Annotated in this window: 20 protein-coding genes and 1 tRNA gene; 10 read left to right on the top strand and 11 right to left on the bottom strand. The window is 52.0% G+C overall.

Annotation, left to right across the window (positions count from 1 at the left end; translation table 11 throughout):
• Positions 1-259: 259 nt before the first annotated feature.
• Positions 260-2,119 carry a leucine-rich repeat domain-containing protein gene (locus tag QEH59_RS13250; protein WP_308985858.1) on the bottom strand — a complete coding sequence of 620 codons (1,860 nt, stop codon included), beginning with the start codon at positions 2,117-2,119 and terminating at the stop codon, positions 260-262.
• Positions 2,120-2,488: 369 nt separating this feature from the next.
• On the opposite strand from QEH59_RS13250, the gene QEH59_RS13245 reads away from it, so the two are divergent.
• Entirely contained in the window at positions 2,489-3,013 is a 525-nt protein-coding gene (locus QEH59_RS13245; RefSeq protein WP_308985857.1) for a hypothetical protein, read from the top strand.
• A gap of 362 nt (positions 3,014-3,375) precedes the next feature.
• Here the strand turns inward: QEH59_RS13245 and mqo are convergent, their stop codons facing one another.
• The 3 genes from mqo to QEH59_RS13230 form a co-directional block, all read right to left on the bottom strand.
• Positions 3,376-4,887 carry a malate dehydrogenase (quinone) gene (gene mqo / locus QEH59_RS13240; protein WP_308985856.1) on the bottom strand — a complete coding sequence of 504 codons (1,512 nt, stop codon included), beginning with the start codon at positions 4,885-4,887 and terminating at the stop codon, positions 3,376-3,378.
• 157 nt (positions 4,888-5,044) lie between these two features.
• Positions 5,045-7,183 carry a DUF455 family protein gene (locus QEH59_RS13235; protein WP_308985855.1) on the bottom strand — a complete coding sequence of 713 codons (2,139 nt, stop codon included), beginning with the start codon at positions 7,181-7,183 and terminating at the stop codon, positions 5,045-5,047.
• A gap of 8 nt (positions 7,184-7,191) precedes the next feature.
• Positions 7,192-7,704: a DUF1643 domain-containing protein gene (locus QEH59_RS13230; protein ID WP_308985854.1), complete on the bottom strand. Its 513-nt coding sequence runs from the start codon at positions 7,702-7,704 to the stop codon at positions 7,192-7,194.
• 126 nt (positions 7,705-7,830) lie between these two features.
• Here QEH59_RS13230 and QEH59_RS13225 point away from each other — a divergent pair, with 126 nt between their 5' ends.
• Positions 7,831-9,282 carry a hypothetical protein gene (locus QEH59_RS13225; RefSeq protein WP_308985853.1) on the top strand — a complete coding sequence of 484 codons (1,452 nt, stop codon included), beginning with the start codon at positions 7,831-7,833 and terminating at the stop codon, positions 9,280-9,282.
• A 10-nt stretch (positions 9,283-9,292) separates the two neighbouring features.
• A complete protein-coding gene (locus QEH59_RS13220) occupies positions 9,293-9,472 on the top strand; it encodes a hypothetical protein (RefSeq protein WP_308985852.1) in 180 nt (59 codons plus the stop codon).
• 28 nt (positions 9,473-9,500) lie between these two features.
• On the opposite strand, the gene QEH59_RS13215 is transcribed toward QEH59_RS13220, so the two are convergent.
• Together QEH59_RS13215 and QEH59_RS13210 are read right to left on the bottom strand one after the other, a co-directional pair.
• A complete protein-coding gene (locus QEH59_RS13215) occupies positions 9,501-9,722 on the bottom strand; it encodes a YgiT-type zinc finger protein (protein ID WP_308985851.1) in 222 nt (73 codons plus the stop codon).
• A 102-nt stretch (positions 9,723-9,824) separates the two neighbouring features.
• Positions 9,825-11,978, bottom strand: coding sequence for a M3 family metallopeptidase (locus tag QEH59_RS13210; protein ID WP_425609247.1), 2,154 nt, complete (start codon positions 11,976-11,978; stop codon positions 9,825-9,827).
• A 131-nt stretch (positions 11,979-12,109) separates the two neighbouring features.
• On the opposite strand from QEH59_RS13210, the gene QEH59_RS13205 reads away from it, so the two are divergent.
• Entirely contained in the window at positions 12,110-12,871 is a 762-nt protein-coding gene (locus tag QEH59_RS13205) for an RsmE family RNA methyltransferase (protein WP_308985849.1), read from the top strand.
• Positions 12,872-12,886: 15 nt separating this feature from the next.
• On the opposite strand, the gene QEH59_RS13200 is transcribed toward QEH59_RS13205, so the two are convergent.
• Both QEH59_RS13200 and QEH59_RS13195 read right to left on the bottom strand, forming a co-directional pair.
• Positions 12,887-14,101, bottom strand: a complete 1,215-nt coding sequence (locus tag QEH59_RS13200) for a PP2C family protein-serine/threonine phosphatase (protein ID WP_308985848.1) — start codon at positions 14,099-14,101, stop codon at positions 12,887-12,889.
• Positions 14,102-14,228: 127 nt separating this feature from the next.
• Entirely contained in the window at positions 14,229-14,987 is a 759-nt protein-coding gene (locus tag QEH59_RS13195; RefSeq protein ID WP_308985847.1) for a Nif3-like dinuclear metal center hexameric protein, read from the bottom strand.
• Between the two features lie 93 nt (positions 14,988-15,080).
• Between QEH59_RS13195 and QEH59_RS13190 the strand changes: the two genes are divergently transcribed.
• Positions 15,081-15,857 carry a tRNA threonylcarbamoyladenosine dehydratase gene (locus tag QEH59_RS13190; RefSeq protein ID WP_308985846.1) on the top strand — a complete coding sequence of 259 codons (777 nt, stop codon included), beginning with the start codon at positions 15,081-15,083 and terminating at the stop codon, positions 15,855-15,857.
• 117 nt (positions 15,858-15,974) lie between these two features.
• The gene (locus QEH59_RS13185) at positions 15,975-16,259 is read left to right on the top strand and encodes a hypothetical protein (RefSeq protein WP_308985845.1); all 285 of its coding nucleotides are present in this window, start codon (positions 15,975-15,977) and stop codon (positions 16,257-16,259) included.
• 64 nt (positions 16,260-16,323) lie between these two features.
• On the opposite strand, the gene QEH59_RS13180 is transcribed toward QEH59_RS13185, so the two are convergent.
• Positions 16,324-16,701 carry a hypothetical protein gene (locus QEH59_RS13180; protein WP_308985844.1) on the bottom strand — a complete coding sequence of 126 codons (378 nt, stop codon included), beginning with the start codon at positions 16,699-16,701 and terminating at the stop codon, positions 16,324-16,326.
• 185 nt (positions 16,702-16,886) lie between these two features.
• A tRNA-Val gene (locus QEH59_RS13175) sits at positions 16,887-16,963 on the bottom strand.
• Positions 16,964-17,058: 95 nt separating this feature from the next.
• Between QEH59_RS13175 and QEH59_RS13170 the strand changes: the two genes are divergently transcribed.
• The 4 genes from QEH59_RS13170 (at position 17,059) to QEH59_RS13155 (ending at position 20,528) form a co-directional block, all read left to right on the top strand.
• A complete protein-coding gene (locus QEH59_RS13170; protein ID WP_308985843.1) occupies positions 17,059-17,862 on the top strand; it encodes a fumarylacetoacetate hydrolase family protein in 804 nt (267 codons plus the stop codon).
• A gap of 126 nt (positions 17,863-17,988) precedes the next feature.
• Complete coding sequence (locus tag QEH59_RS13165) at positions 17,989-18,774, top strand: ParA family protein (RefSeq protein WP_308985842.1); 786 nt, start codon at positions 17,989-17,991, stop codon at positions 18,772-18,774.
• Between the two features lie 107 nt (positions 18,775-18,881).
• A complete protein-coding gene (locus QEH59_RS13160) occupies positions 18,882-19,793 on the top strand; it encodes a tyrosine recombinase XerC (protein WP_308985841.1) in 912 nt (303 codons plus the stop codon).
• A 186-nt stretch (positions 19,794-19,979) separates the two neighbouring features.
• Entirely contained in the window at positions 19,980-20,528 is a 549-nt protein-coding gene (locus tag QEH59_RS13155) for an MOSC domain-containing protein (protein ID WP_308985840.1), read from the top strand.
• On the opposite strand, the gene QEH59_RS13150 is transcribed toward QEH59_RS13155, so the two are convergent.
• On the bottom strand, positions 20,525-22,429 hold the full coding sequence (locus QEH59_RS13150) for a cytochrome c biogenesis protein (protein ID WP_308985839.1): 1,905 nt from the start codon (positions 22,427-22,429) through the stop codon (positions 20,525-20,527). The genes QEH59_RS13155 and QEH59_RS13150 overlap by 4 nt on opposite strands.
• Between the last annotated feature and the right edge of the window lie 15 nt (positions 22,430-22,444).

Below are 22,444 nucleotides of genomic sequence, written 5' to 3'. Positions count from 1 at the left end.
CCGATCCAGAGGACCGAGGATACGTAGCCTCGGAACTTCGTTCCGGGGAGCGTGTTGCTGGTCTTCCCACTTCGCACTCTCTACTGGCCCGCAGGGCCCGCCAGCCCCGATCCAGAGGATCGAGGATACGTAGCTTCGGAACTTTGTTCCGGGGGCTAGGCTTGTTGGCTGGAGGCGCTCAGGCCCTTCGTCAAAAACACAACCGTGGAATGGCTTATTCGTCATTTCGCGGTTGTTGATTTGCTCGACTCTACAACCTTTACTCCGGGTTAACTAGGATCCTTAGGAAAAGTTGTTCTCCTGAGTGACTGCCAGTTGCAGTTCTTTGGCCTGCGCTATCGGGGGCAGAAATTGTGATGCCGTGTGTGGACCAGTTGTCTTCGCTGAGGTTATTGGTCTGTTCGACCATATAAGTGATGCCAGTGCGTGCGCCGTCGAATTTCCAAATCCACGCGTTTGAGCTTATTTGAGGCATCGGAAGTTCAAATTTCTGAGGGTTTAAATTGAGTGCATAGGGCAATAGGATCGGATATTTAATTCCATCGAGTGATGCGTTGATATTCGTATCATGCGGGACTTCATTTTTTAATTTCCAGATGGTAAATTCTTCTTCTGGCCCGATAGTAAGAATTGGCAAATTATAAGGGTAAGCGTACTGCCAAAGAGGCGCACTGAAGCCTTCTGCTGTTTCAGATATGTAGCCGGTTGCATAGACATCTCCGCTAGTGGATCTATAGAATGCACGTGATTGAGCCGTTGGGGCATTTCCCGAAAAATAGATCGCATTTAAACTTGGGGTGTTAAACGCATCAGTTTCGATCGTGTGCACCGATGCTGGAATGATGACTTCTTGGATGCTAGAATAGCTAAACGTATCTCGTTTAATTGTGGTCACGCCTTCGGGAATCACGATGTAGTCGATGCCTGGGCGAGAGAAAAACGTGCGACTTGAAAGCGAGGTTACTCCCTCCGGTATTTTATAGCAAGCAATGACCTTGCCGTAGGGGAAATACAGCAGGGTACTGAGTGACTTGTCGAATAGAACACCATCTTGACTACGATAAGTTGTGTTATCGGGGCTGACGTGAACGCTGTGCAAATTCGAATTTGCATAGAATACATCCGCGTCAATTTCTGTGGTCGCTGGTGGAATGTGAATTTGCTCAAGTGCTGCGTGATTTGCAAACGCGTGCAGTCCGATGCTTTGCACCGTGTCAGGGACCTGAAAATCTGTGACTGGTTTTGATGCTGGGAATGTCAGTAGCTTGGTAATTTCTTTGTCGTAAAGTACGCCGTTTATAGCTGCAAAATTGCTGTTAGCGGAGGAGACATTGATCGCAATTAGATCGTCCGAAAAGGAGAATGGACGAGTTCCCAGCGCACTTAGGCTGGAGGGTAAGTCCACGGAATTCAGGCCAGAGCCCACAAAAGCGTCATTGCCGATGGTGGTGAGGCCATCTGGGAAATTAATTGACTGTAGGTTGGGGCACCATGCGAAGGCTTCGGTAGCGATTGATTTTAAATCATCATTCAGTGTCACTGATTGGAGCTGATTGCAGGAACTGAACATTCCTGCTGGTATTGTCTGGAGGCCAGTTGGCAGTGAAACTGTGAGGAGCTCGTCGCAATTGCTAAACACGTTGATGCCGATACTCAATTCGCTGCTATCCATTGGGAATTGAATGCTTGTTAATGATTGAGAGTGCATGAAGGCGGAGTCGGCCAATGTTCTCAAGGTCTGGGGGAAGTTCACCGCAGTGATATTTGTTCCTTCAAAGGCTGACTCGCCGATGGTCAGCAGTTGAGCGCTGAGCTGGATTGTGGTCAGTTGGTTGCAACCTTCAAATGCGTATGCTTGAATCTTGAGAATTGAATCAGGTAGGGTGATTTCTGTTATTTGGCTATTTCGAAAGGCATCTCTGCCGATCGATTGCACGGGAATACTATCGATTTCTGATGGCACTGTTACAATGGTGCTGGTTCCTACATATTCAGTGATTTCGACCGTCTCTTCATTCATGTGGAACACGAAATCATCTAGGTCGTGGCAAAACACAGCAGTGTGAAGCAATGAAAGTAGGAGTGTGACGAGGGGGATTTTGATTATGAATCGATGCATTGTGTGAGGTCCGCTTGAAGCTGATGATGGCACCGCAGTATTATACTAAGCTATGATCGGATAGGCAAGGGAAACCGCTGCTGCCGCGGTAGGTTCAGGGATAGAGATCGAATGAATCTTCAGCAGCATCAGTGTGGTATCGGTGTGATCCAAGCGAGCCGAAAGGGCTGTCAGTTGAGGATTCCTGAATCTCCTATTATTTCTTAACTGCGGCAACGACTGAGATTTCGAGCTGAGGAGCTCAGGACGCAGGGCCCCCGGCCCCGATCCAGAGGATTGAGGATACGTGGCCTCGGAACTTTGTTCCGGGGGAGCGTATCGTTTATATTTGTCTTGTCTTAATGGCGTTAATTTTCGTAGTTTGGGCTTATGTGGAATGAGCGCCGACTCCCCCGACTGCCAGCTGAGTTTTATCAGGGATCGGCGCATGTGATGTGGACCTATGTAGTTAAAGACCGGCGTCAGGGCTGGTTGGGGGATGCGTTTCATTCTCTGTTTCGAGAAACGCTTTTGCACACTTGTGCGAGGTATCATTTGGGCTGCGCGCGTTACGTTCTGATGCCGGATCACCTGCATTTGATTTGGGTGGGGGCTGCGGCTCGCAGTGATCAGCTGAAGGCGACTAAGTTTCTTCGGCGCTATTTACCTTTGGAGTGGGTGAAGCAGCCGCATGATCATGTGCTACGCGAGGAGGCGCGAGAACGGCATGCATTTGCCGATACGTGCAATTATTTGCGTCAAAATCCCGTGCGAGCGAAGCTTGTGAAGTCGGCCCAAGATTGGGCCTATGCGGGCAGTATGGTGCCCGGCTTTCCGGATCTGAATGCTTGGGAGAGCGACGCCTTTTGGAAGTGCTTTGGCGCGTATCGAAAGTCGTTGCTGGATGAAATGTAAGGAGCTGGCCCGCAGGCCCGCCGGCCCCGATCCAGAGGATCGAGGATACGTAGCTTCGGAACTTCGTTCCGGGGGGCGTGTTGCTGGGTCTTCCCACTTCGCACTCTCAACTTCCTACTGGTCCGCAGGGCCGCCCGCCCCGATCCAGAGGATCGAGGATACGTAGCCTCGGAATTTCGTTCCGGGGAGCGTGTGGCTGGACTCCCCACTTCCCACTCTCTACTCCCCACTGGTCCGCAGGGCCGCCGGCCCCGATCCAGAGGATCGAGGATACGTGGCCTCGGAACTTCGTTCCGGGGGGAGCGTGCGCGGTTCTTCCCACTTCCTACTCTCGACTCCTCACTGGCCCGCAGGGCCCCGGCCTACGTGATCGCTAGAGCGGCGTCGGCACGTTTGCGCAGCGTGCGATAGGTGCTTTCGTCCTTGGCTAGAGACTTGCCGTGTGCAGGTAGCATCTCTGTGAGTTTGCTTTGCCACGCTTCAGTTTGCATCTCCTTTGGGAAGCATTTCTCGAGCACTTCGACGATGATGGAAACAGAGGTGGAGGCGCCGGGTGAAGCGCCGAGCAGGGCGGCGATGCTGCCGTCTTGTGCGGCCACGACTTCGGTGCCAAATTCGAGTTTACCGGTGCTGTCGGGGCTCTTCTTGATGATCTGCACGCGCTGGCCCGCGGTGACCAGCATCCAGTCTTCTTCTTTGGCGGCGGGAAAGAATTCACGCAGGCCTTCGACGCGGTCGCTGTGCGATTTGCGGCATTCGTTGATCAAATATTGGGTGAGCGACATGTTGTCGCGACCGACCGCGAGCAGTGGCAAAATGTTGTCGAGCTTCACGGACTTGATCAGGTCGAGCATGGAGCCTTCTTTCAGGAATTTAGGTGAGAAGCCGGCATAGGGGCCAAAGAGTAGGGCTTTCTTACCATCGATCACGCGGGTGTCGAGGTGTGGGACCGACATGGGCGGCGCGCCGACAGCGGCTTTGCCATAAATCTTTGCGGCGTGCTGCTCGATGATGTCGTGGTTTTTGCAAACGAGAAATTGCCCGCTGACAGGGAAGCCGCCAAAGCCTTTGCCCTCGGGGATGCCGGACTTTTGCAATAAATGTAGTGAGCCACCGCCGGCTCCAATGAAGGCGAACTTGGCGCGTAGCTTGCGTTTGCCTTCGCTTTTGCTGTCGATTTTTAGGCGCCAGCGGCCGTCTTTTCTTTGCTCGATGTCGGTGACGCGGGCCTGCATGGCGAGTTCGACGCCGTCGAGTGAAATGAGGTAGTCGATCAGTTGCTGCGTGAGTGCGCCAAAGTTGATGTCGGTGCCGGACTCGACTCGGGTGACGGCGATCGGCTCTGCATTGCTACGGCCTTGTCCCAGGAGTGGTGCCCACTCTGCGATGGTGGCTGGATCTTCGGTGAAGTCCATTTCGTTGAAGAGGTGTTGCTCGCTGAGGGCTTGGTAGCGCTGACGCAGGAATTCGATATCCTTTTCGCCATGCACGAAGCTCATGTGGGGCACGCGCTTGATAAATGCGCCGGGGTCCTTGATCACGCCTTGCTCGACCAAGTAGGCCCAGAAGTGTTTGGAGTGCTCAAATTGTTCGTTGATTTTGATCGCCTTGGAGACATCGACGCTGCCGTCGGCGTTCTGTGGCGTGTAGTTGAGCTCGCACAGCGCGGCGTGTCCGGTGCCGGCGTTGTTCCACGCATGTGAGCTTTCCAAGGCGACACGTGGGAGCGACTCGACGATTTGAATCGTGAAGTCGGGATTCATTTTCTTAAGCATGATGCCGAGTGTGGCGCTCATAATACCGCCGCCGATGAGGACGATATCTGGATTGTTAAGAATAGGGCCTGTGGAAGGTCGAACTGTGCGTGTGGTCATTGGTATAGTGTGGCGAGCTTAGTTCACAGGAGGTGCGATTTGTGGTAGGTGCACGTATTCTCCCGCGTTCTAATGCGCGCCGACTAAAGTGGCGATGGCGCACAGATCAAACCCATACTGTATTTTTTACTTAAAACCACTTAAAATGGGGAGTGATTTACTGGCCGATCTGCTGGAGTAGGTCGTGGATAGATTCTCTTACGTGATAGACGGCTAGGAATTGCTGCGCGGTTGTGGGATCGTTGAGCGGGAAGCTGCCGGAGCGGATCTGCGGTTGTGCGCGTGCGCTGACTTGCACTGGATGTGTGCTGGTGAGTTGAGCGGCCCACTGCTTGAAATCACGACTGCCGGTTTTGCGCAATTGGGAGCGAGTCATGATCTGAAAGTAGCCGACGGAGCGCGGCGCGTTGTGCGACTCCAGTTCTAGGGCGACCCGGCCCATGGTGAAGCGTGGGTTGATTTCGACTACACTTTTGATTTGTAGTTGTCCGCTGTGATCACGGAAAAGCAGTGCGTCGACTCCGATGGGCCCACGAAATTGTGCGGCGTGCAGCGCGGCTTCCAATCTGTGAGCGAGGCTTGTTTCGAAGTGGTGGAAGACGCGGGGGCGGCCTTGCTCGGGTTCTCGTTGCATGAGGAAACGAACGAGTTCGGGGGCGAGCCCTTTGCACAAGGCATTGGTCAAGATGCCTTGAAATTGTCCGCGCGGGTTGTTGACCATGCGAGCGTAGCCGATGTGCTTGAGGCCCTCGGCGCTCATTTCGTATTGCACGGAGAAGTCGAAAACACGCTCTAGCCAGGGCTCGACCACGACACTGCTTTGCTGTTGCCAGGCTGTCTCCAGCCATTTGCACAGCTCGGGGGAGAGCGCTTCGTCGGCCAGTAGGCAGCGGTTGCCATGGGCGGCGGTGGCGAAGGGGACTTTACAAACGATGTGTGGGTAGCCCCCTTCGGCGAAGTGTTTACGGGCGTCTGTGAACTCTTCGAAGTTGTGAACTGCGTGGCCATAGATGGAGTCCGGTGCGATCCAATCGAGCGCGTGGTGATCGGCTGCGAAGGCTTGGCCCCACTGTGCGCTCCAGGCCTTGGAGTAGAGCGCGCGTAGCGACTTGTTCCACAGTGCATCGTGGGCACGCGGGTGGGCGACGTGCGGCAGGCAGTGCTCAAAAAAAGCATGGCTGTCGGGGCTCCATGCCCAGGGGCGCAGCTCGCCGAGCTTACGTTTGAGGTTGGGCGCGCGTTCGCCACCGCCGTCGGTGGAGCGTGCGGATACATGGATTTCCGGCAGGTGGAAGCCGTAGTCTTGAATGCGACGGAGGAATTCAGCGCTGGGGGGCTGTGTCATGATCAGTACATCATCCTGACGTGAGAGGTAAGCCGGCAGAAAGGCCAGATCACTTTGTAACTGTTGGCTGACTTTTGGGTGGGCAACCACACGATTGCTTGCCGCGCATTGCTCGGCCTGTGGGTTGAACCACAACACGTTAGGCGTGCGGCCGCGCGATTGTTGGAAAATTTTCAAGTCCTGGATGAAGCCCTGATCCAAGCCAGCTTCGAGGCGCCCGGCGGCATTGAAGTCGTTGCCCTTGGCACGTGCGGGAGAGAGCGGGAAGATCAAGCGTTCGCGATACGCCTCCCAATCGGTCTTGCCGGAGGCCTTCCAGCGGCGGAACCATTTTAGTCCGAAGCCTACGTGCTCGATTTCATCCTGGTAGATTTTGTTTAGAATTTTGGCGGTGCCCGAGTCGCCGACGGTATTGAACACTTTGCCATATTCGCGGGAGTAATCGAGGTTGGCCTGTTCAAAGGTGAGTGAGAGGCGGGTGACATAATCCAGCGGATCTTCCATCGAGGAGACACTCTTCCAGAAGTAATCGTTGAGGGGCAGCTCGCCAAACTCGACACCGCATTGTTCCATGCGGTGCATGTAGAGGCGGGTGTGGATCTGTTCGTCCTTGAGGGTTTCCAGTAGGCCGCGTCGGAAGCTCGCGGGCGCATCGGGGAACTTCAAAATCGCCAGTGCCATCAGTTCGGTGGCCAGCAGCTCATGATTGCCGAAAAAGTGCAGTAATTTGCCCCGCTCTTTTTCGTCCACCAGTTTTGCCTGACTCGGATGCTTGGCGCGCACGCCGTCGTCGCGCAGCAATAGATGTTGGGGACGCGTGAGCTGACGCGGGGTGACGATTGGATCGCCAGGGAGGGTGTCGATGATCTCTTCGCGCGGAAAGCTGAGCTTTGCCTCGATGCTGGTACCGAAGAGGACCTGTTCCGCAAATTCCTGAAGTTGTATCGCCATCGCTCGATTTATAGCGGCTCAAATTCTTTGTCAGCTGCGATGTAGAGCGGATGCTTGGGCGCTTGGTTGGCGTTTTTGCCGAGACAGGAAATTTTTAAGTTAGGCCATTGACGATAGGGCCGGAGCAAGTTGAAGCAGGCGGCCTGGCGGTTGCGATGGATGCCGTGATTGCCCCAGCCGCCGATGATGTCGAGCTGACCGCCATTGAGTTCGTAGGCTTCTCGAATGGCGGCATGAATGTAGGCATCATTTTTCGGACCAACCGGGTCGGCCACGGCCAGCATCGCTGTCGGATCCGTGGCGCGGTAGGCGAAAATGTTAAGCATCAAAAACTCGTTCGCACCCAAGCGCTGGCAGAAGGATTTGATACGCGTGAGTGTGGGGTCTAGATGGCTCTCATCCGCGGTGGACGGGTTTAGGCAAATGAACAGCGCACGTCGACGCTCGAAGAGCGGATCCCACTTATGCAGCAGCGTATATCGGTATTTTCGACAGTCAGAAAAGTTGCAGATGTTGTGCATATAAGCGCCTATTTTGCGAAAATTTGTATTTCGCCCACCGAGTCAGTGTTTCGCAAGACTATTTCTGAGTGGGCTCGGTTCGATTAAAGTTGAAGAAATTAGGCAAAGCGTTGAACTGTCGGTCATATGATTATCGATGAATCAGGCGTGCTCCCCATTGTGGTCTTTGAGAATGGTGGTGAATGGCCTGAGGTTTTAAAGGTGGCTGCCCCACATTTGGATAAAAGAGGGCTGGCTAAGCTTGAAAAGGCGTTTTGCGGGGCAGTGAAGACGGTTCTAGTGGAACGGCATTACATTGATAAGGACTACCGCGATACGTTCTCGAACTACCATTCAAAGCGTTTTCAAACGCCGAATTCGCGTTGTAATCGTCTTCACTTTTTTAATGAAGTGCTCGATAAGGCGGCATTGGCAGATGTCGAGCGAATGCAGCGCAGTTATTTAGGGTATTCGGTTATTCGTCCGACTCGGCCTAATTGTGTCGGTCGAACTTTAATCTGCCCTGTTGATTCACGAGTGGGCGAAGCTCATATCCGAACCTGTACTGAGGAAATTCACTTACTCGGGGTTTCGCTAAAGGTTCATGGCTTTCCGTTTATTAGCCAAGATGCAGATGTCACGGTATGTGCGCAGTCGGCCCTTTGGACGGTTCTTCGTTATTTCAGTAATCAATACTCTCGGTATGGAGAAATTCACCCATTCCAGATCGGACAATTAACAAAAGATTACTCGATTGGGCGCATGTATCCGTCCGATGGCTTGACTATGTGGCAAATGGCAGAAGCACTTCGGCAGCATAGCTTTGAGCCATTAATATATTCGAGAGATCAGCATAAGGATCAGTTTGAGCACCTACTATATACTTATATCGAGTCGGGGATTCCTTGCCTTGTGGGGGTGCCGCAACACGTCATTTCAGCTTTTGGTCATTTTTCTAATATTGATTCGCTGCTAATCGCGGATGATAAACGCCTGCATTATTCGTCTGAGTTTAATCAAGGCTTTGTGATCAGCGACGATAATACCTTTCCTTATCAGCCTCTACGCCAAGGGGGTGCATTATCGGCAAACGACTCTAGATTTGAGTTTAGTCAAATTGATAGTTTTATCGCCCCTTTGCCGGATAAGGTTTATTTGAGCCCAGAAGGATTTCGAAAAGCGGCCGAACTATCGCTGGCAAAGTTTATTAGCGAATCTCCTACCCTGCAGAATGAAACGCTGATGCTCCGCATCTTTTTAACGACTGGCACTTCTTTTAAGGGGCGAATCTTGGAGCGAGGCATGGGGCATTCCTCTGTGGCAGAGGTTTATCGTTATTTGCCGATGCCACATTTTATTTGGGTCTGTGAACTCTCGACGCCGGGATTGTTTGAGCAGCGCAAGGTGCTGGGCGAAATTATTTGGGATGCCACGAGGAATGGATATGAAACTTCTGGCTTGGTTGCTTGTCATTTGCCTGAGAAGCTGATTTTTGATTTAGGCTCGTCGCTGAACGGTCCAGAAAAACTCATTAAATCAAACTTGCAAAATTTTACATCTTATGCTCTCTACGTGAGCAATTTACGCCAAATCAACTAAAGGAAAGCTTATGACTGACATGGTTATCGTCCCGGACCTCGCAGGTGATTTCGTCCCTGCTTTTGACTCTGAAGAAGAGTACGCCCAGTTTCGCGAAGAGTTTTCTGAAGAAATGCAGGAGGTGCTATTGGAGCAAAGCCGCGCGCGTGCGCGTAGTGAGGAAGAAATCCGTCGTAAGCAGGTTTTTTAGTGTTAAAACACTCTGCTTTAGAGCGCTCTTAGATTCTTCGGAGTTCATTTTCGATCTGATCGTTACCTTCACCGCCGATTACGGTGTCACCGCACTGGTCGCAGCGTAGCATAGGCACTTTCTTGATCGTGATCGTGTTGCGTCCTTTGAGTTGCGTTATGTAGTCTTTTTGAATCGGGCGTAGTGCGCCACTCTCACATTCGAAACACGGTGGCGCTGTGCTGTCAGTGTATTGGGTGTGCATTTTCATGAAGAGCGAATCTTTGGTGAAAAATTCGAAAAAGAGCCTATTTCGCCATAACAGCTTGTGGTCGCTCCTGGTGAAGTCTTCGTTGATTAGTGATGAATGAACTCAAAGCAATCCGTCGCGGCGTAGGAGGGCGTCGGGATCGGGGGCGCGGTGCATGAAGTCCTTGTAGAGTTGGGCGGGGTCCTCGGAGTTGCCCTTGGCTAGGATTTTGTTGCGGAAGTCTCGGCCAGTTTCGCCGTTGAGGATACCTTCTTGCTGGAAGCGGGTGAAGGCGTCGGCGTCTAGAACTTCCGCCCACTTGTAGCTGTAGTAGCCGGCGGCGTAGCCCGTCGGACTGCTGAAGAGGTGGCTGAAGTTGAAGACATTGCTCTTGGGCTTGGTCTTGTATTCCGCGCTGTAGCCGGTGAGCACGTTTTCGACGAAGGCGTCGAGGTCTTCCTTGGCGGACTCTGGCCAGTGGATGTGGAGCTCCAAGTCCATCTTGCCAAAGGCGAGCTGACGCACGTTGGCGCTGGCTTTCATGTAGTTGCGCGCGGCCAGCATCTTGTCGAAGAGTTCCTCCGGGATCGGCTCGCCTGTTTCGTAGTGACGAGCGAAAAGGTCGAGGCTCTCGCGCTCCCAGCACCAGTTTTCCATGATCTGTGAGGGCAGTTCCACAAAGTCCCATGGCACATTGACACCATTAAGTGACTTAACTTCGACCTCGCCGCAAAGGTGATGCAGCAGGTGGCCGAATTCGTGGAAGATGGTTTCGACTTCGCGGTGAGTGAGCAGTGCGGGCTTGTCGCCGACGGCGGGTGTGAGATTACCGCAGATCAGGCCGAGGTGCGGCGTGCGTGGGCCCACAGAACTGTCGCGGTTGCCGGTGAGCAGGTAGTTCATCCATGCGCCGCCGCGCTTGGACTCGCGCGGGTGCCAGTCGGCGTAAAACGAGCCGAGTTGTTCGTCAGTCTCCGAGTCGAAAAGATCGTAGAATTTAACTTCGGGGTGCCATGTCTGCGGCTCCTCCGGAGCCGAACCTTGGGTTGAACATTGAACATCGAACGTTGAACGCTGAACGTCGAGTGTGGGTTCTTCCTTATTCGATGTTCGATGTTGGGCGTTCGATGTTCGACGTTCCTCAATGCGCAGCCCAAAGATTTTCTGAGCGATTTCATACATGCCGCTGATGACGCGGTCGATCGGGAAGTAGGGGCGCAGGGCTTCTTCGTCGAAGGCGTAGTTGGCCTTGCGCTGCTTTTCCGCCCAGTAGCCGACTTCCCAGGGCTGAAGAAGTGGGGAATCGGAAGTGGGGAGTGGGGAGTTAAGAGATGCTTTGAATTGGCGCAGTTGCTCGGCTTCTTGTTCGAATTGTTTGCGGACTTTTTGGAAGATTTCGTCGCCGAAGCTGAGTGCGGCTTTCCCGGAGGCGGCCATGCGGCGCTCGGTGACATGATCGGCGAAATTTGCCTGACCGACGAGTTGGGCAAATTCGTGGCGCAGGTCGAGGATTTGGCGGACCAGTTCGCGGTTGTCGTGTTCGCCTTCGCGGCCAATGGCGGCGTAGGCCTGCCAGACCTCCTTGCGCAGGGCATCGCTATCCGCGTAAGTCATGACAGGGATGTAGCTGGGCGCCTGTAGCGTGAAGCGCCAGCCTTCTGTGCCCTTTTGCTCGGCGCTTTGGCGGGCGGCATCCAGTGCGGATTCCGGTAGACCCGAAAGTTGTTCCTTGTCGGTGACAATTTTCTCCCAGGCGTTGGTGGCATCCAGGCAGTTTTCTGAATATTTCTGAGTGAGCTTGGCGAGTTCGCTTTGGATTTCTCCGGCACGCTTCTTTTGCTCGGGCGGCAGGTCGGCGCCCGCCTCGCGGAAATCGGCGAGTGTCTCTTGAATGTAGCGTCGCTTGGTGGGGCTGAGTGTTTCGCTTTCGCTTTGTGTGCCATAGGCTTTGAGGGTGCCCCAGAGTGCTTCGTTGAGCGGGATGCTGGCAAAGAACTCGCTGACCTTGGGTAGCATCGCATTATGAGCTTCGCGTAGTTCCGGGCTGTTGGCGACGGAGTCGAGGTGGCTGACCAGGCCCCAAGCATGGTTGAGTGTTTCCAAGCCGTCGTCGAGTGCGGCGATGGTGTTGGCGTAACTCAAGGGCGGTGTCTGACTCGCGACGGCGTCAACGGCGGCCTGGGCTTCGTCGAGTGCTTTAGTGATGTCGGCCTCGATGTGTGAGGGGGTGAGTGTGGACCACTTGATGTGGAAGTCGTTTTGCAGGAAGGGATGCATGGAAATTGGAATTAAGAAATAAGAATTAAGAAATTGAGTGGTTTGAGGATCAGCAAAGCGATTGTGGGCAAATCGACAACTGGGAAACTGAATGAGTTGCAAAGAAGTGAGAGAGTTTCCAGCTTTGAAGTATGGCACGTTATCGATCCTTTTTGTTCCCTGAAGCTTCTGTGGAGTCCAATTTATTAACATTGGACGCGCGGGAGAGTCATCATTTGGTGCGGGTTTTTCGGGCAAAGGTGGGCGAGACGGTGGAGGTCTTGGATGGTCGTGGCACGCGTTATTGGGGGCGCATTGCGGCTACAGATGCCAAAGCGGTGCGAATTGAAGTGGACGAGATTGTGCGCGATGCGCCGCCGATGCCGCGTGTGACTTTGCTGCAGTCGATTCCCAAGGGGAAGACGATGGACCTAATCTTGCGCATGGCGACCGAGATCGGCGCTGCGCGGGTGCAGCCGGTTTTTACGCATCAGGGCGATGTGCAGATCAAGGGCGAGCGGCTGCTCTCTAAAGTGGAGAAGTGGCGGGTGACGATGATCGAGTCCTGCAAGCAGTGCGGCTTGGGCTATCTACCCGACTTGGCGGCGCCGATTTCTTTGGGGGATTGGCTGCGAGATGAGCCGCGAGGGGAGGACAGTTTGCGGGTGGTCGCCAGTTTGGAAGCAGGCAGTCGGCCTCTGCGCGAGGTATTGGACGCGGCTGGCGCGCTGCAAGAAGTGGTCGTGGCAGTCGGCCCCGAGGGGGATTTCACCGCTGAGGAGTATGCCGCCTTAGCCGAGGCAGGCTTTGTACCCGTGCGCCTCGGCCGAAATGTGCTGCGGGCGGAAACCGCGGCGGCCTATATCTTGAGTGTGGTGGATCAGTGCGTAAATGCGTCGGCCAGAGGCTTATAGACTGTTGGCAAGGCTTTAGTTTAATTCGAAGCCGAGGATGGTGATGTCGTCCTGTTGATCCGGGGCTTGAGTGTATTGGGTTACCTCTTTGTAAAGCGTGTTGATTGTTGTGTCGATGGGCTGTGTCGATAGTTCGGCGAAGCGCCGAATCACGCGCCGAATACCAAATTCTTGACCATCGAGGTTGGAGGCCTCGATGATGCCGTCGGTAAAGGCATAGAAACGGTCACCAATATGCAGATCGAATGCTTTGGATTGAGAGGCTGTCGTTCCGGGGATGCCCATGACGGTTCCGTTGGGGAGATTTATGAGTTCAATACTGCCTTCTTTTTTACGATAAATGAGCACTTGTTTGTGCCCGGCATGTGAAAGAATTAATTTGCGACTGCCATCTTTTTGACGTGCTCCAAAATGACCTGCCAAACCTGTGATAAAACCGCATTGGATACGTCCTGTGACACCTTCGTTGACTGAGTTTAAGAAATCACGCGGGTTGTCATTGTAAACTTCTGCACTGTGGGCAGTTAGATATTTAATGAGTACTGTGTAGAATGCTGCGGCGACGCCATGGCCACAAACGTCTCCCATAAAGAATAGCAGGCAATTGCTGGGGTTGCGTGGGAAATTTATGATGTCGCCGCCTACCATGTTCATGGGTTTCCAGAGGTGGGCGATATCGACATTCTTTATTTGAGGTACGCGCCCGGGAATCATGACGCTCTGAACCTTCATTGCGCTCTCGTAGTCGGAGCGCATGATTTTGTTTTGCTCGCGTAGCCTCTGTTCGCTGTCGGCTAATTTTTGTTGGGCTAATTTTTCGGCTGTGACATCGCGTGAGATGCCGATGATACCGGCTAGTTTGCCAGAGCTTAGATAGAGGGGGGCCTTAGTGGAAGAGACCCAAGTTGTTTCTCGATTGTGCCAAGTTTCTTTTTCGATTTTATTAATGATCGATTTTTTTGTGCGAAGGATTTCTCTTTCGTCGTCGAAGGCTTGCTGTGCATGCTCGTGCGTGAAGAGGTCAAAGTCGGTTAGTCCTTCTAACTCGTGACGGTTCTTGTAGCCATGCATCTCTGCGAGGGCCTGGCTAGCGGCAATGAAGCGACTCTTCTTATCTTTGATATAGATGCGATCGGCTGTCTGTTCCATTAAGCTCTCGAACAGGCGCTTTGCGGATGCGCGAAGGAGCATGGAGTTGCCGCTTGAATCGATCTTACCCGTTTTCTTCATTTAGGGTAAAAGGCTTAGTCTTTTCTGGGGGGATGGCAAACCTAGAGCTCGAATATTTGCTGTTTATGCAAATGTTCGATCCAAAATCTTAGGGGGAAATTCTAGGGAAGGTTTATCATGCTTCAAATCAGAGGCGACAAGGCTGTTCAATAAATTGCCATTCGAGCCGGAACTTGAAGGCAACTTCTGCTGCGAGCGCTTTGACTCCGAAGACTTCAGTCGCGTAGTGACCGCAGGGGTAGAGATTCAGTCCGAGCTCTTGCGCCATATTGAAGTGATGTTGACGCAATTCCCCAGTTATGAGCGTATCGATGCCGTTCGCGAGCATGTGGGGCACTGCGCTTTGTCCGCTACCAGTTAGTATACCGATGCGTTTTGGCTTTTCGCTGCCGTATTCGATGGCGTGATACGTTTGTGGAAATAAGGCTTGTAACTTTTTTGAAATCTCAGGACGTCCGCCCATGGGGCCGAGTGCGACGGTCGCCATATCGTTGCCCTCATAGTTCAGGAAGGTGTCAATTTTCTTGAGGCCTAGCTCTTTGGCCAGCAGGGCATTATTGCCTATTTCGGGGTGGCAATCGAGTGGTAAGTGCGCGCCATATATGGCTAGATTACCATCAAAGGCTGTTTTGACCTTACGTGCGTTGCTTCCTGTGAGCGGAATCGGTGCCGTCCAGTAAAGACCATGATGACAAATGAGGAAGTCAATGTCTGCGGCGATGGCACTTTCGAAGGGTAGCTGACCTGCATCGACTGCGGCGCCGACTTTTTTGACGATACCGTTGTTCTCGATTTGGAGACCATTGTAGGCTCCATCGAAGTCTTTGATCTCAGATTGACGGGTGCGTTGGTCGCAGAAGGCGACGATGTCTTGTAATTTAGCCATGGCACACAGAGTGGAGTGTGTGGGAGGTAGAGTGAAGAGTTTTTTAACTTCTAACTTTCATCTTCCAAGTTTTATCGCCTAAGTTCTCTGGAGATGTCTGACTACGAAATAAGATTTGGTGCAATTGGCCGTTTATATGGAGCGGCCGGCCTGGCGCGTATACGCAGGGCGCATATTTGCGTGATTGGCCTTGGCGGTGTGGGTTCCTGGGTAGTCGAGGCCCTTGCCCGTTCGGGAATTGGCGCGCTGACTTTGGTTGATATGGACGAAGTTTGCCTGAGTAATGTGAATCGGCAAGTTCATGCTCTGGATGGTGCGGTGGGGCGTTCGAAAGCGATTGTTCTGGCCGAGCGGGTTAGCCGGATTGCTCCAGAGTGTGTAGTCACAGTCGAGGAGGTCTTTTTTACCGAGAAGACAGCAGAGCGCTTGTTGCGCCCTAGTTATGACTACATTATTGATGCGATCGACAGTACTAAGCATAAGTGCTATTTGATTGCAGAGGCGCGTAAGCGCGAGCGCAAGTTGATTACTTGCGGTGGTGCGGGGGGCTGTATAGATCCTAGCCGTGTACGTATATGTGATTTGGCGCGTACGATTAACGATCCACTCCTATTGCAAGTACGTAAGCGTTTGCGTCAGCAGTATGGCTTTCCTAAATACAAGCGGCAGAAATTTAAGGTCGATTGCGTGTATTCGGAAGAGTTGCCTGTATTTCCGATGTCGGATGGCTCTGTGAGTTGCGAGCGTGAGGTGGGGGAGGATTATCGTTTGAATTGTGACACAGGTTTTGGTTCAGCGACTTATCTGACGGGAACTGTTGGTTTTTTTCTTGCTGCAGAGGTGATTAAGCGAATCGCTATCGTCGAATAATTATTACGGTCAATTTGTGAAAAAAGTTTGAAGCTGACGTCATTTTATTGGAATGCTTGTCAGTAACTTTGATGCTACATTATATTGAAACGGGCCATTGTCGTGGCCTCATGCAAAATGGATAACCCAAGCACAGTCATCTGGTCACATAGTGATCGTAAGGCAGATTTTTATGAATTGCCTACGGATGGAGCTGCGATGCATGAAGCGCTGGGATGGTTGCTTCAGCACTACAGTGAAGTGAAATTATGGATGGGCTTGGAGAGTGCTGATGGTGCGGAGCTTTTTCTGACTTGTGCGCCTGCCCAGGCTGCTTTGGTTGAGCAGTTGAAGGTCTTTGAGGATGAACCCTCTATTTTTGAAGAAGTGACGGGTATGCCACCTGCCTGTGTGAACGAATGAACCACTTAATGAGTGGAGTGGGGTGCGTGGTGTAGTCAGTGTTAGGATTACTGCTATGGCCGTATTATGATCCAGTTTGGTGGTTCTTCTGATTCATACGGATGCTTTCCTTAATGCGCTTTAATAGATCATCGGGCATCGATTTCTTACGAATTTTAAAGCGACCGCTGGAAGCACTAATATGGTAGCCGAGGTGGTCGAGGGAGATCTTGTCTAATTCCTGCCAGCGAATGAGTTTGGGCTTCTTGGGAAACGCGGCCAGTGTGATACCTTCATGGTTCCAACTGATGCGCATACGGCCAATTGTAGAAAGTGTGAGTGCAATCATCGCGAGAGTAAATAGGCAGATGAAGATGCTCATCGCGGTACTGCCTCTTTGCCAGTAGCCCCATGCGACCATACCGCCAAGGAGTGCATAAATGAGTGCTTTGATTTGTCGCATGGGAGGCACTGTGGTGTGGCCTTAGTGGCTTGTCAAAATTTTCGGTTTCGATTCCAGCACTTCTCGTCCTGCTTCCCGCATCGCTTAAATGCTGCGTAGGGCACGGTTGTCTTCCGGACTAGGATGGGTATGCTTCGCTCTGCGAGCTACTTTGGCGTGCCATGCGTAGCTCGCAGAGCGAAGCATGGTGGGAGCTACAGAATTCGAATCTGCGACCTCATCCATGTCAAGGATGCGCTCTAACCAACTGAGCTAAGCCCCCGTAATCCATACGAAAGGGCGGGAATAAAGGTGGTACTTTGCAGCAAAGCAAGAAAAAATTTGCGATCTTATGAGATCAATTGATTTTGGTGAACTATGAATATAGTACGTGTGCAGACTCGGGATGGTTTAATTTGCTATGGTTGCGAGGTGGGCGATGAGGTTTTTCGCTTGCAGGGCGATTTGTATGGCTCGTTTTCTGAGGGGGCCGAATTGTTACAGCCTGTGCGTCGATTGGCGCCGGTTGTGCCGAGTGCGATTTATGCGATTGGCTTAAATTATCGTGAACATGCTGTCGAAATGAAGGCGAAGTTGCCAGAGTACCCAGTTGTTTTTATGAAAAGCACCAGTTCTGTGCTGGATCCGGACTGTCCAATAATACTGCCGCGACATCTGCATAGTGACAAGGTGGATTATGAATGCGAGCTCGCTGTAGTGATTGGGAGGACTTGCAAGAATGTTGCCGCTGAAAATGCGCTCGATTATGTGCTGGGATACACGTGTGCGAACGATGTGAGTGCGCGTGATTGGCAAAAGGATTATGGGGGTGGTCAATGGGTAAAGGGAAAGAGTTTTGATACTTTCTGCCCTTTAGGGCCTGTTTTAGTGACGGCGGATCGTATTCCGAATCCACAGATTCTACCGATTCGTACCATTTTGAATGGTGCGATTCGCCAAGAGTCGTATACGGGGGACATGATTTTTAGTGTGGCTGAGTTGATTGCGTTTTTAAGCGGGAGCACAACCTTGTTACCGGGGACGGTGATTTTGACTGGGACGCCGCCAGGTGTGGGAGTCGCGGCGGATCCACAATGTTTTTTAAAGCCAGGGGATGATGTTGCGATTGAGATTAGTGGTATTGGAACCTTGCGCAATCCGGTCGTGGCGGAAGTGTCGTGAGTGATCGATTCGAATTGTTTGTACAGGTTTCGGTCTCATTAGAGCTCGGGTTAAGGTAGTGTCTGGGTGCTCGTATCCTGCCTTTCTTCTCGACGAGATACCTGCATCGTCTATCAACAGTATCTTATGTCGGCCACCGTATTTACTATTGCGAATCAAAAAGGCGGCGTCGGTAAGACGACGACCGCTATTAACCTTAGCTATGCACTCGCGGAAAAGGGCGTGCGTACTGTGCTCGTAGACCTTGATCCTCAGGCGAACGCGACCAGCGGCCTCGGGTTGGAGAAGCTCGAAGGTGGTAGTCTTTATGGACCGTTGTGTGGAGAGGGCGGGGCCTTGGAGCGAGTACAACCAGTCGGTGCTAACGATTGCCTGTTCATGATACCTTCGGAGGTGGATATGGCTGCAATCGAAATCGAATTGTACCAGCGAGATGATTATTTAGTACAACTGCGTGAGGTCTTGCGTCCACTACGCGAGTCGGATGCGTACGACGCCATTGTGTTGGATTGCCCGCCGGCGCTTGGTATGCTTTCGATGAATAGTCTCGCCGCGGCTGATTATTTAATCATTGCGCTACAATGTGAATATTTGGCCATGGAAGGGCTTGGGCAAATCCTGAAGGTTGTGGATAAGCTGCGCGAGGCGGGCGTAAATGAGGGGCTGGAGCTCGGTGGTATTTTGATGACGATGTTTGACCAACGCACGAATCTGGGCCAGCAAGTGGTCGGTGAGGTGCGTAATCACTTTGATGAATTAGTCTTTCGCAGTATGATTCCGCGCTCTATTCGACTGAGTGAGGCGCCGAGCTTTGGCCAATCTATTTTCGAATATGAGCCTAATAGCAGCGGTGCGCATGCATATCGTTATTTTGCTGAAGAAGTGATCGAACGTTTCAAGTTGGGTAAGTAGTTCGTTGAGAGTTGTGCTATCTATACTGCTAACTGCTGATGTTTGTACTCTGTGGGGTTGAGTCAGTCACTTTAGATCCATATAATTAAGTGGACCCTTTTCTACGTATGCCAACAGCGATTCCACATCTCACTGAATTCTGTGACCATCTGGCACATGTGCGTCGGGTTTCGGGATACACCTTACGTAATTATCGTACAGCAGTTGAGCAATTTGTTGCTCATCTTAAGCAAATTGGTAAGTGGCAAGATGATTTTGAGTTAGTGTCACCGATTCAGGTGCGTTCCTATTTGGTTGAAGCTGGCCGTTTTAAGGCGCGTCGTACCTTACATAATCAAGTGTCCGGCCTACGTGCCTTTTATCTGTATTTACGTCAACAAGAGTTGGTTAGAAATAATCCTTTAACTGGCTTAAGTTTGCCGAAGCTTGATAAGCCCTTGCCTAAGTTTTTAACTGAGATGCAGATGCGGGCTTTGTTGAATGCGCCAATTTTGCTTTGGAAAGACGGTAAACTTGGAGAATACGAAGCCTTTCGAGATAGTTTAATTTTGGAATTACTGTATGGTGGAGGGCTGCGAGTGAGTGAGCTTTGTGGGCTCAATCACGGGCGAATCGATCTTGAGCAAGGTGTGGCTCGTGTGCTGGGCAAGGGTCGAAAGGAGCGTATTTGCCCCTTAGGGCCGGTTGCTATACAGTGCCTGCGAATTTTTGTGCAACGTTTTGATCTGGAAGCCGCGTTGGATGCACCAGTGGTGTGTACGCGTGCCGGGCGTCGGATGGAGCCGCGGCAAATTCAGAAACTGCTTAAGACCCATTTGACTGCTGCGGAGTTACCGTTGGATATGACCCCGCATAAGTTGCGTCACTCCTTTGCGACTCATATGCTTGATGGAGGAGCTGATTTGCGTGCGGTGCAGGAACTGTTGGGGCATGCGAATCTATCAACGACTCAAATTTATACTCATGTTTCGATCGCGCGCCTGAAAGAAGCACATCGGCAAGCGCACCCTAGGGCGTAGGCGTGTCTGCTGCTGTATTGTTGTGCTTGGCGAGTGCTGGCTGTTGTGACTGGATGTGAATAAGTCTGTGAACAAGTAGGTCGTCTTGAATGTGAGTAAGCTGTGAATAAGTTTGTGGATTCGGCTGATGAACTTGTGTTTATAAGGTCTTGGATCAGGATTCGAAGTTGATGTGGAGGATGGTAGATGAATACTAGATTTATGGATGCAGTTCGCTGGGCTGGCGCCGCTCGGGTAGGATCAGGGCACGTGGATTTTCTGGTGAATCGTCCAGTGGAAGGAGTGCATGAGTCAGTGGATGAACTTTATCTGGACGTGCAGCGTGGGATACTTGGAGATCGTTGGTCTGAGACTGCTTGGCTGCGTTTACCGGATGGTCGTGCGGATCCGCGGGTGCAGGTGAGTCTCACAAATACGCGGGTGATGCAGTGCTTTACAGGGGCGGAGCCCGGCGATGTCTTTCGCTGTGGGGATAATATTTATACCGACCTGAACCTATCGATGTCTGCTTTGCCACCAGGTGCGCGTCTACAAATTGATGAAGCCGTGCTTGAAGTGAGCGATGTGGAGAACGATGCCTGTGGGAAATTTGTTCAACGCTTCGGTGTTGATGCCTTTAGGTGTGTCCGTGCAGAGGCCAATCGCTCGCTACGTCTGCGTGGTATATTCTGCTCAATTGTTCGTGCTGGACGAGTGCGAGTGGGGGCTTCTCTGAGTTTGTTGCCTGCGAGTTAAGCGCCTTCGGCCGCAGTGAGAATATCTTTACGCTGTTTACGATAGTTGGCTTGGCCGAATTCACTGCGCCAGAAGCGCCAGGGCAGCAATGCGGTGGCGATGAAGATGCATTGGCTAGTCCAGAATATGAGCAACCAATAGAATCCGCTATCCGTAAAACCGTAGGAATGTAAGCCGACTCCAAGTAAGTTAGTGCCGAACCAGGACCAAGCCGTGATGATATTACCACAAATGGCGAGTGACATGAGACCGCGCTCGCGACAGATGCCGCCCCAGCGCGCGTGCAGGAAGATTGCGCCCATGACGACGATCATGAGGGCGCCATTTTCTTTAGGATCCCAGCCCCAGAAGCGTCCCCAGCTTTGGTCGGCCCAGATACCGCCTAGAATGGTGCCGACGAGACTAAAGAGCGTGGCGAAGCAGGTAATGCCATAGACCATTGCGCTGAGTGAGCGAGCCGTATCCTTGTTGAATTTCCGGCTGAAGACGCCGAAGATGACAAACATTAGGGCGAGTGCTCCGGCGAGAAACATTGCAGAATAGCCAAAGGTGATGACAGTCACATGTGTTGCGAGCCAGAAGTTGGAATCCAATACTGCTCGCATCATTTCGAGCGTGTCTCCGCTCATTGAGAGATGGTGTGCTACAATGAGTGTGCAAAAGCCGACTAGCGAAGCCATGGCAGCGCCGATGCCATTTTTGTAAAATTTTTCAATCAATGCGCCTAATAGCACCGCGCCCCAGCCGACAAAGACGGCAGAGGAGTAGAGGTTGGTCACAAATACCCCATAGCGTTCCTGGATATACATCCGGGAGAGTAGGCCAAAGGTGTGAATGGCAAAAGCGACAACGATGACCCAAAACGCAGCTGTGCCCAGTGGCTGCGACCAGCGTAGCCAAGAGATGCAAACGATCAGAAAGACCCATACATAGAGTTGCATGGAGATGTAAAAGGGCTGGAAGGCGTTGAACATACGCTCAAAATGCACGCGTCCGATGGCATCCGGGAAGTCAGCTTTGAAGCGTTCGCGTAGTTCAGATGCTTCTTGGTTAAAAGCAGCTGCATCGTTCGCGCGGTAGCTCATGGTTAGGCTTGCATAGCTGGTCACGTAGGGACTGAGCGGATCGCCCTTCATTACATCGAGCAATTCAAGCCCGATGTTTTTCCAGTCTTCCATCGGATCAATTGGAGCGGGGGGCGGTACCACTCGAAGCATTGCGGTTTGAGACAGCTTTAGGTAGTCATCGGCAAAGGTGATAAATGTATTCAAGCGTGCAGCGTCGTAGGGTTCACCGGCCTGTTGTTTGCGTAATTCGGCCATGCCGGGAGCAATCATTAAAGTGTAGCTTTGATACTCTTCGTCTAGGTTGTCCAAGCGTTCAGCGCTACCGATGGGATGTAGCGAGTGCATTACGCGATGGTAACGCATGAGGCCTTCGTTGATGTCTGCGATCTGATTTTCGTAAGGACTGCGTTTTTTGGGTTCAGGGTTGATTTCGCTGTGTAAGCGACGCAATTCCTCTGAAAAAGGGAGTAAGTCGTTGAAGGAGTAGTAGCGCTCTCCCGGTTTGGCGAGTCCGGCGAGTCCGAGATCGTCTGGAAACTCGATTTTGAAAATTGGATAGTTGTCAGCGATCTCAGGACGCATGGTCAGGTCCATAAACCATTCAATTGGGCTGAGTGTTTCACCATCTGCAGTGATTACTTTTTGGCGCCCTGAAAGTAGTAGCAAGGTGTTACGGGCTACCGAATCAAGTGGTTTGATTCGTCCTCCGACTTGCACTGGTAGCTCGGCGAAGCTTTCTATGTCGAATATAGAATCAGATTTAAAGGAACGTAGGCTTCCTAATACGATTAAAGCCGTAACGCCGAAGATGATGATATAGGTGAGCTTTTTCACTATAGATGTGGTTCG

The sequence above is a fragment of the Thalassobacterium sedimentorum genome (genome assembly GCF_031127905.1).
Classification (GTDB): Bacteria; Verrucomicrobiota; Verrucomicrobiia; order Opitutales; family Coraliomargaritaceae; genus Thalassobacterium; species Thalassobacterium sedimentorum.
The sequence above is the reverse complement of the archived record's forward strand: the minus strand, read 5'-3'. Positions and strand labels throughout refer to the sequence as shown.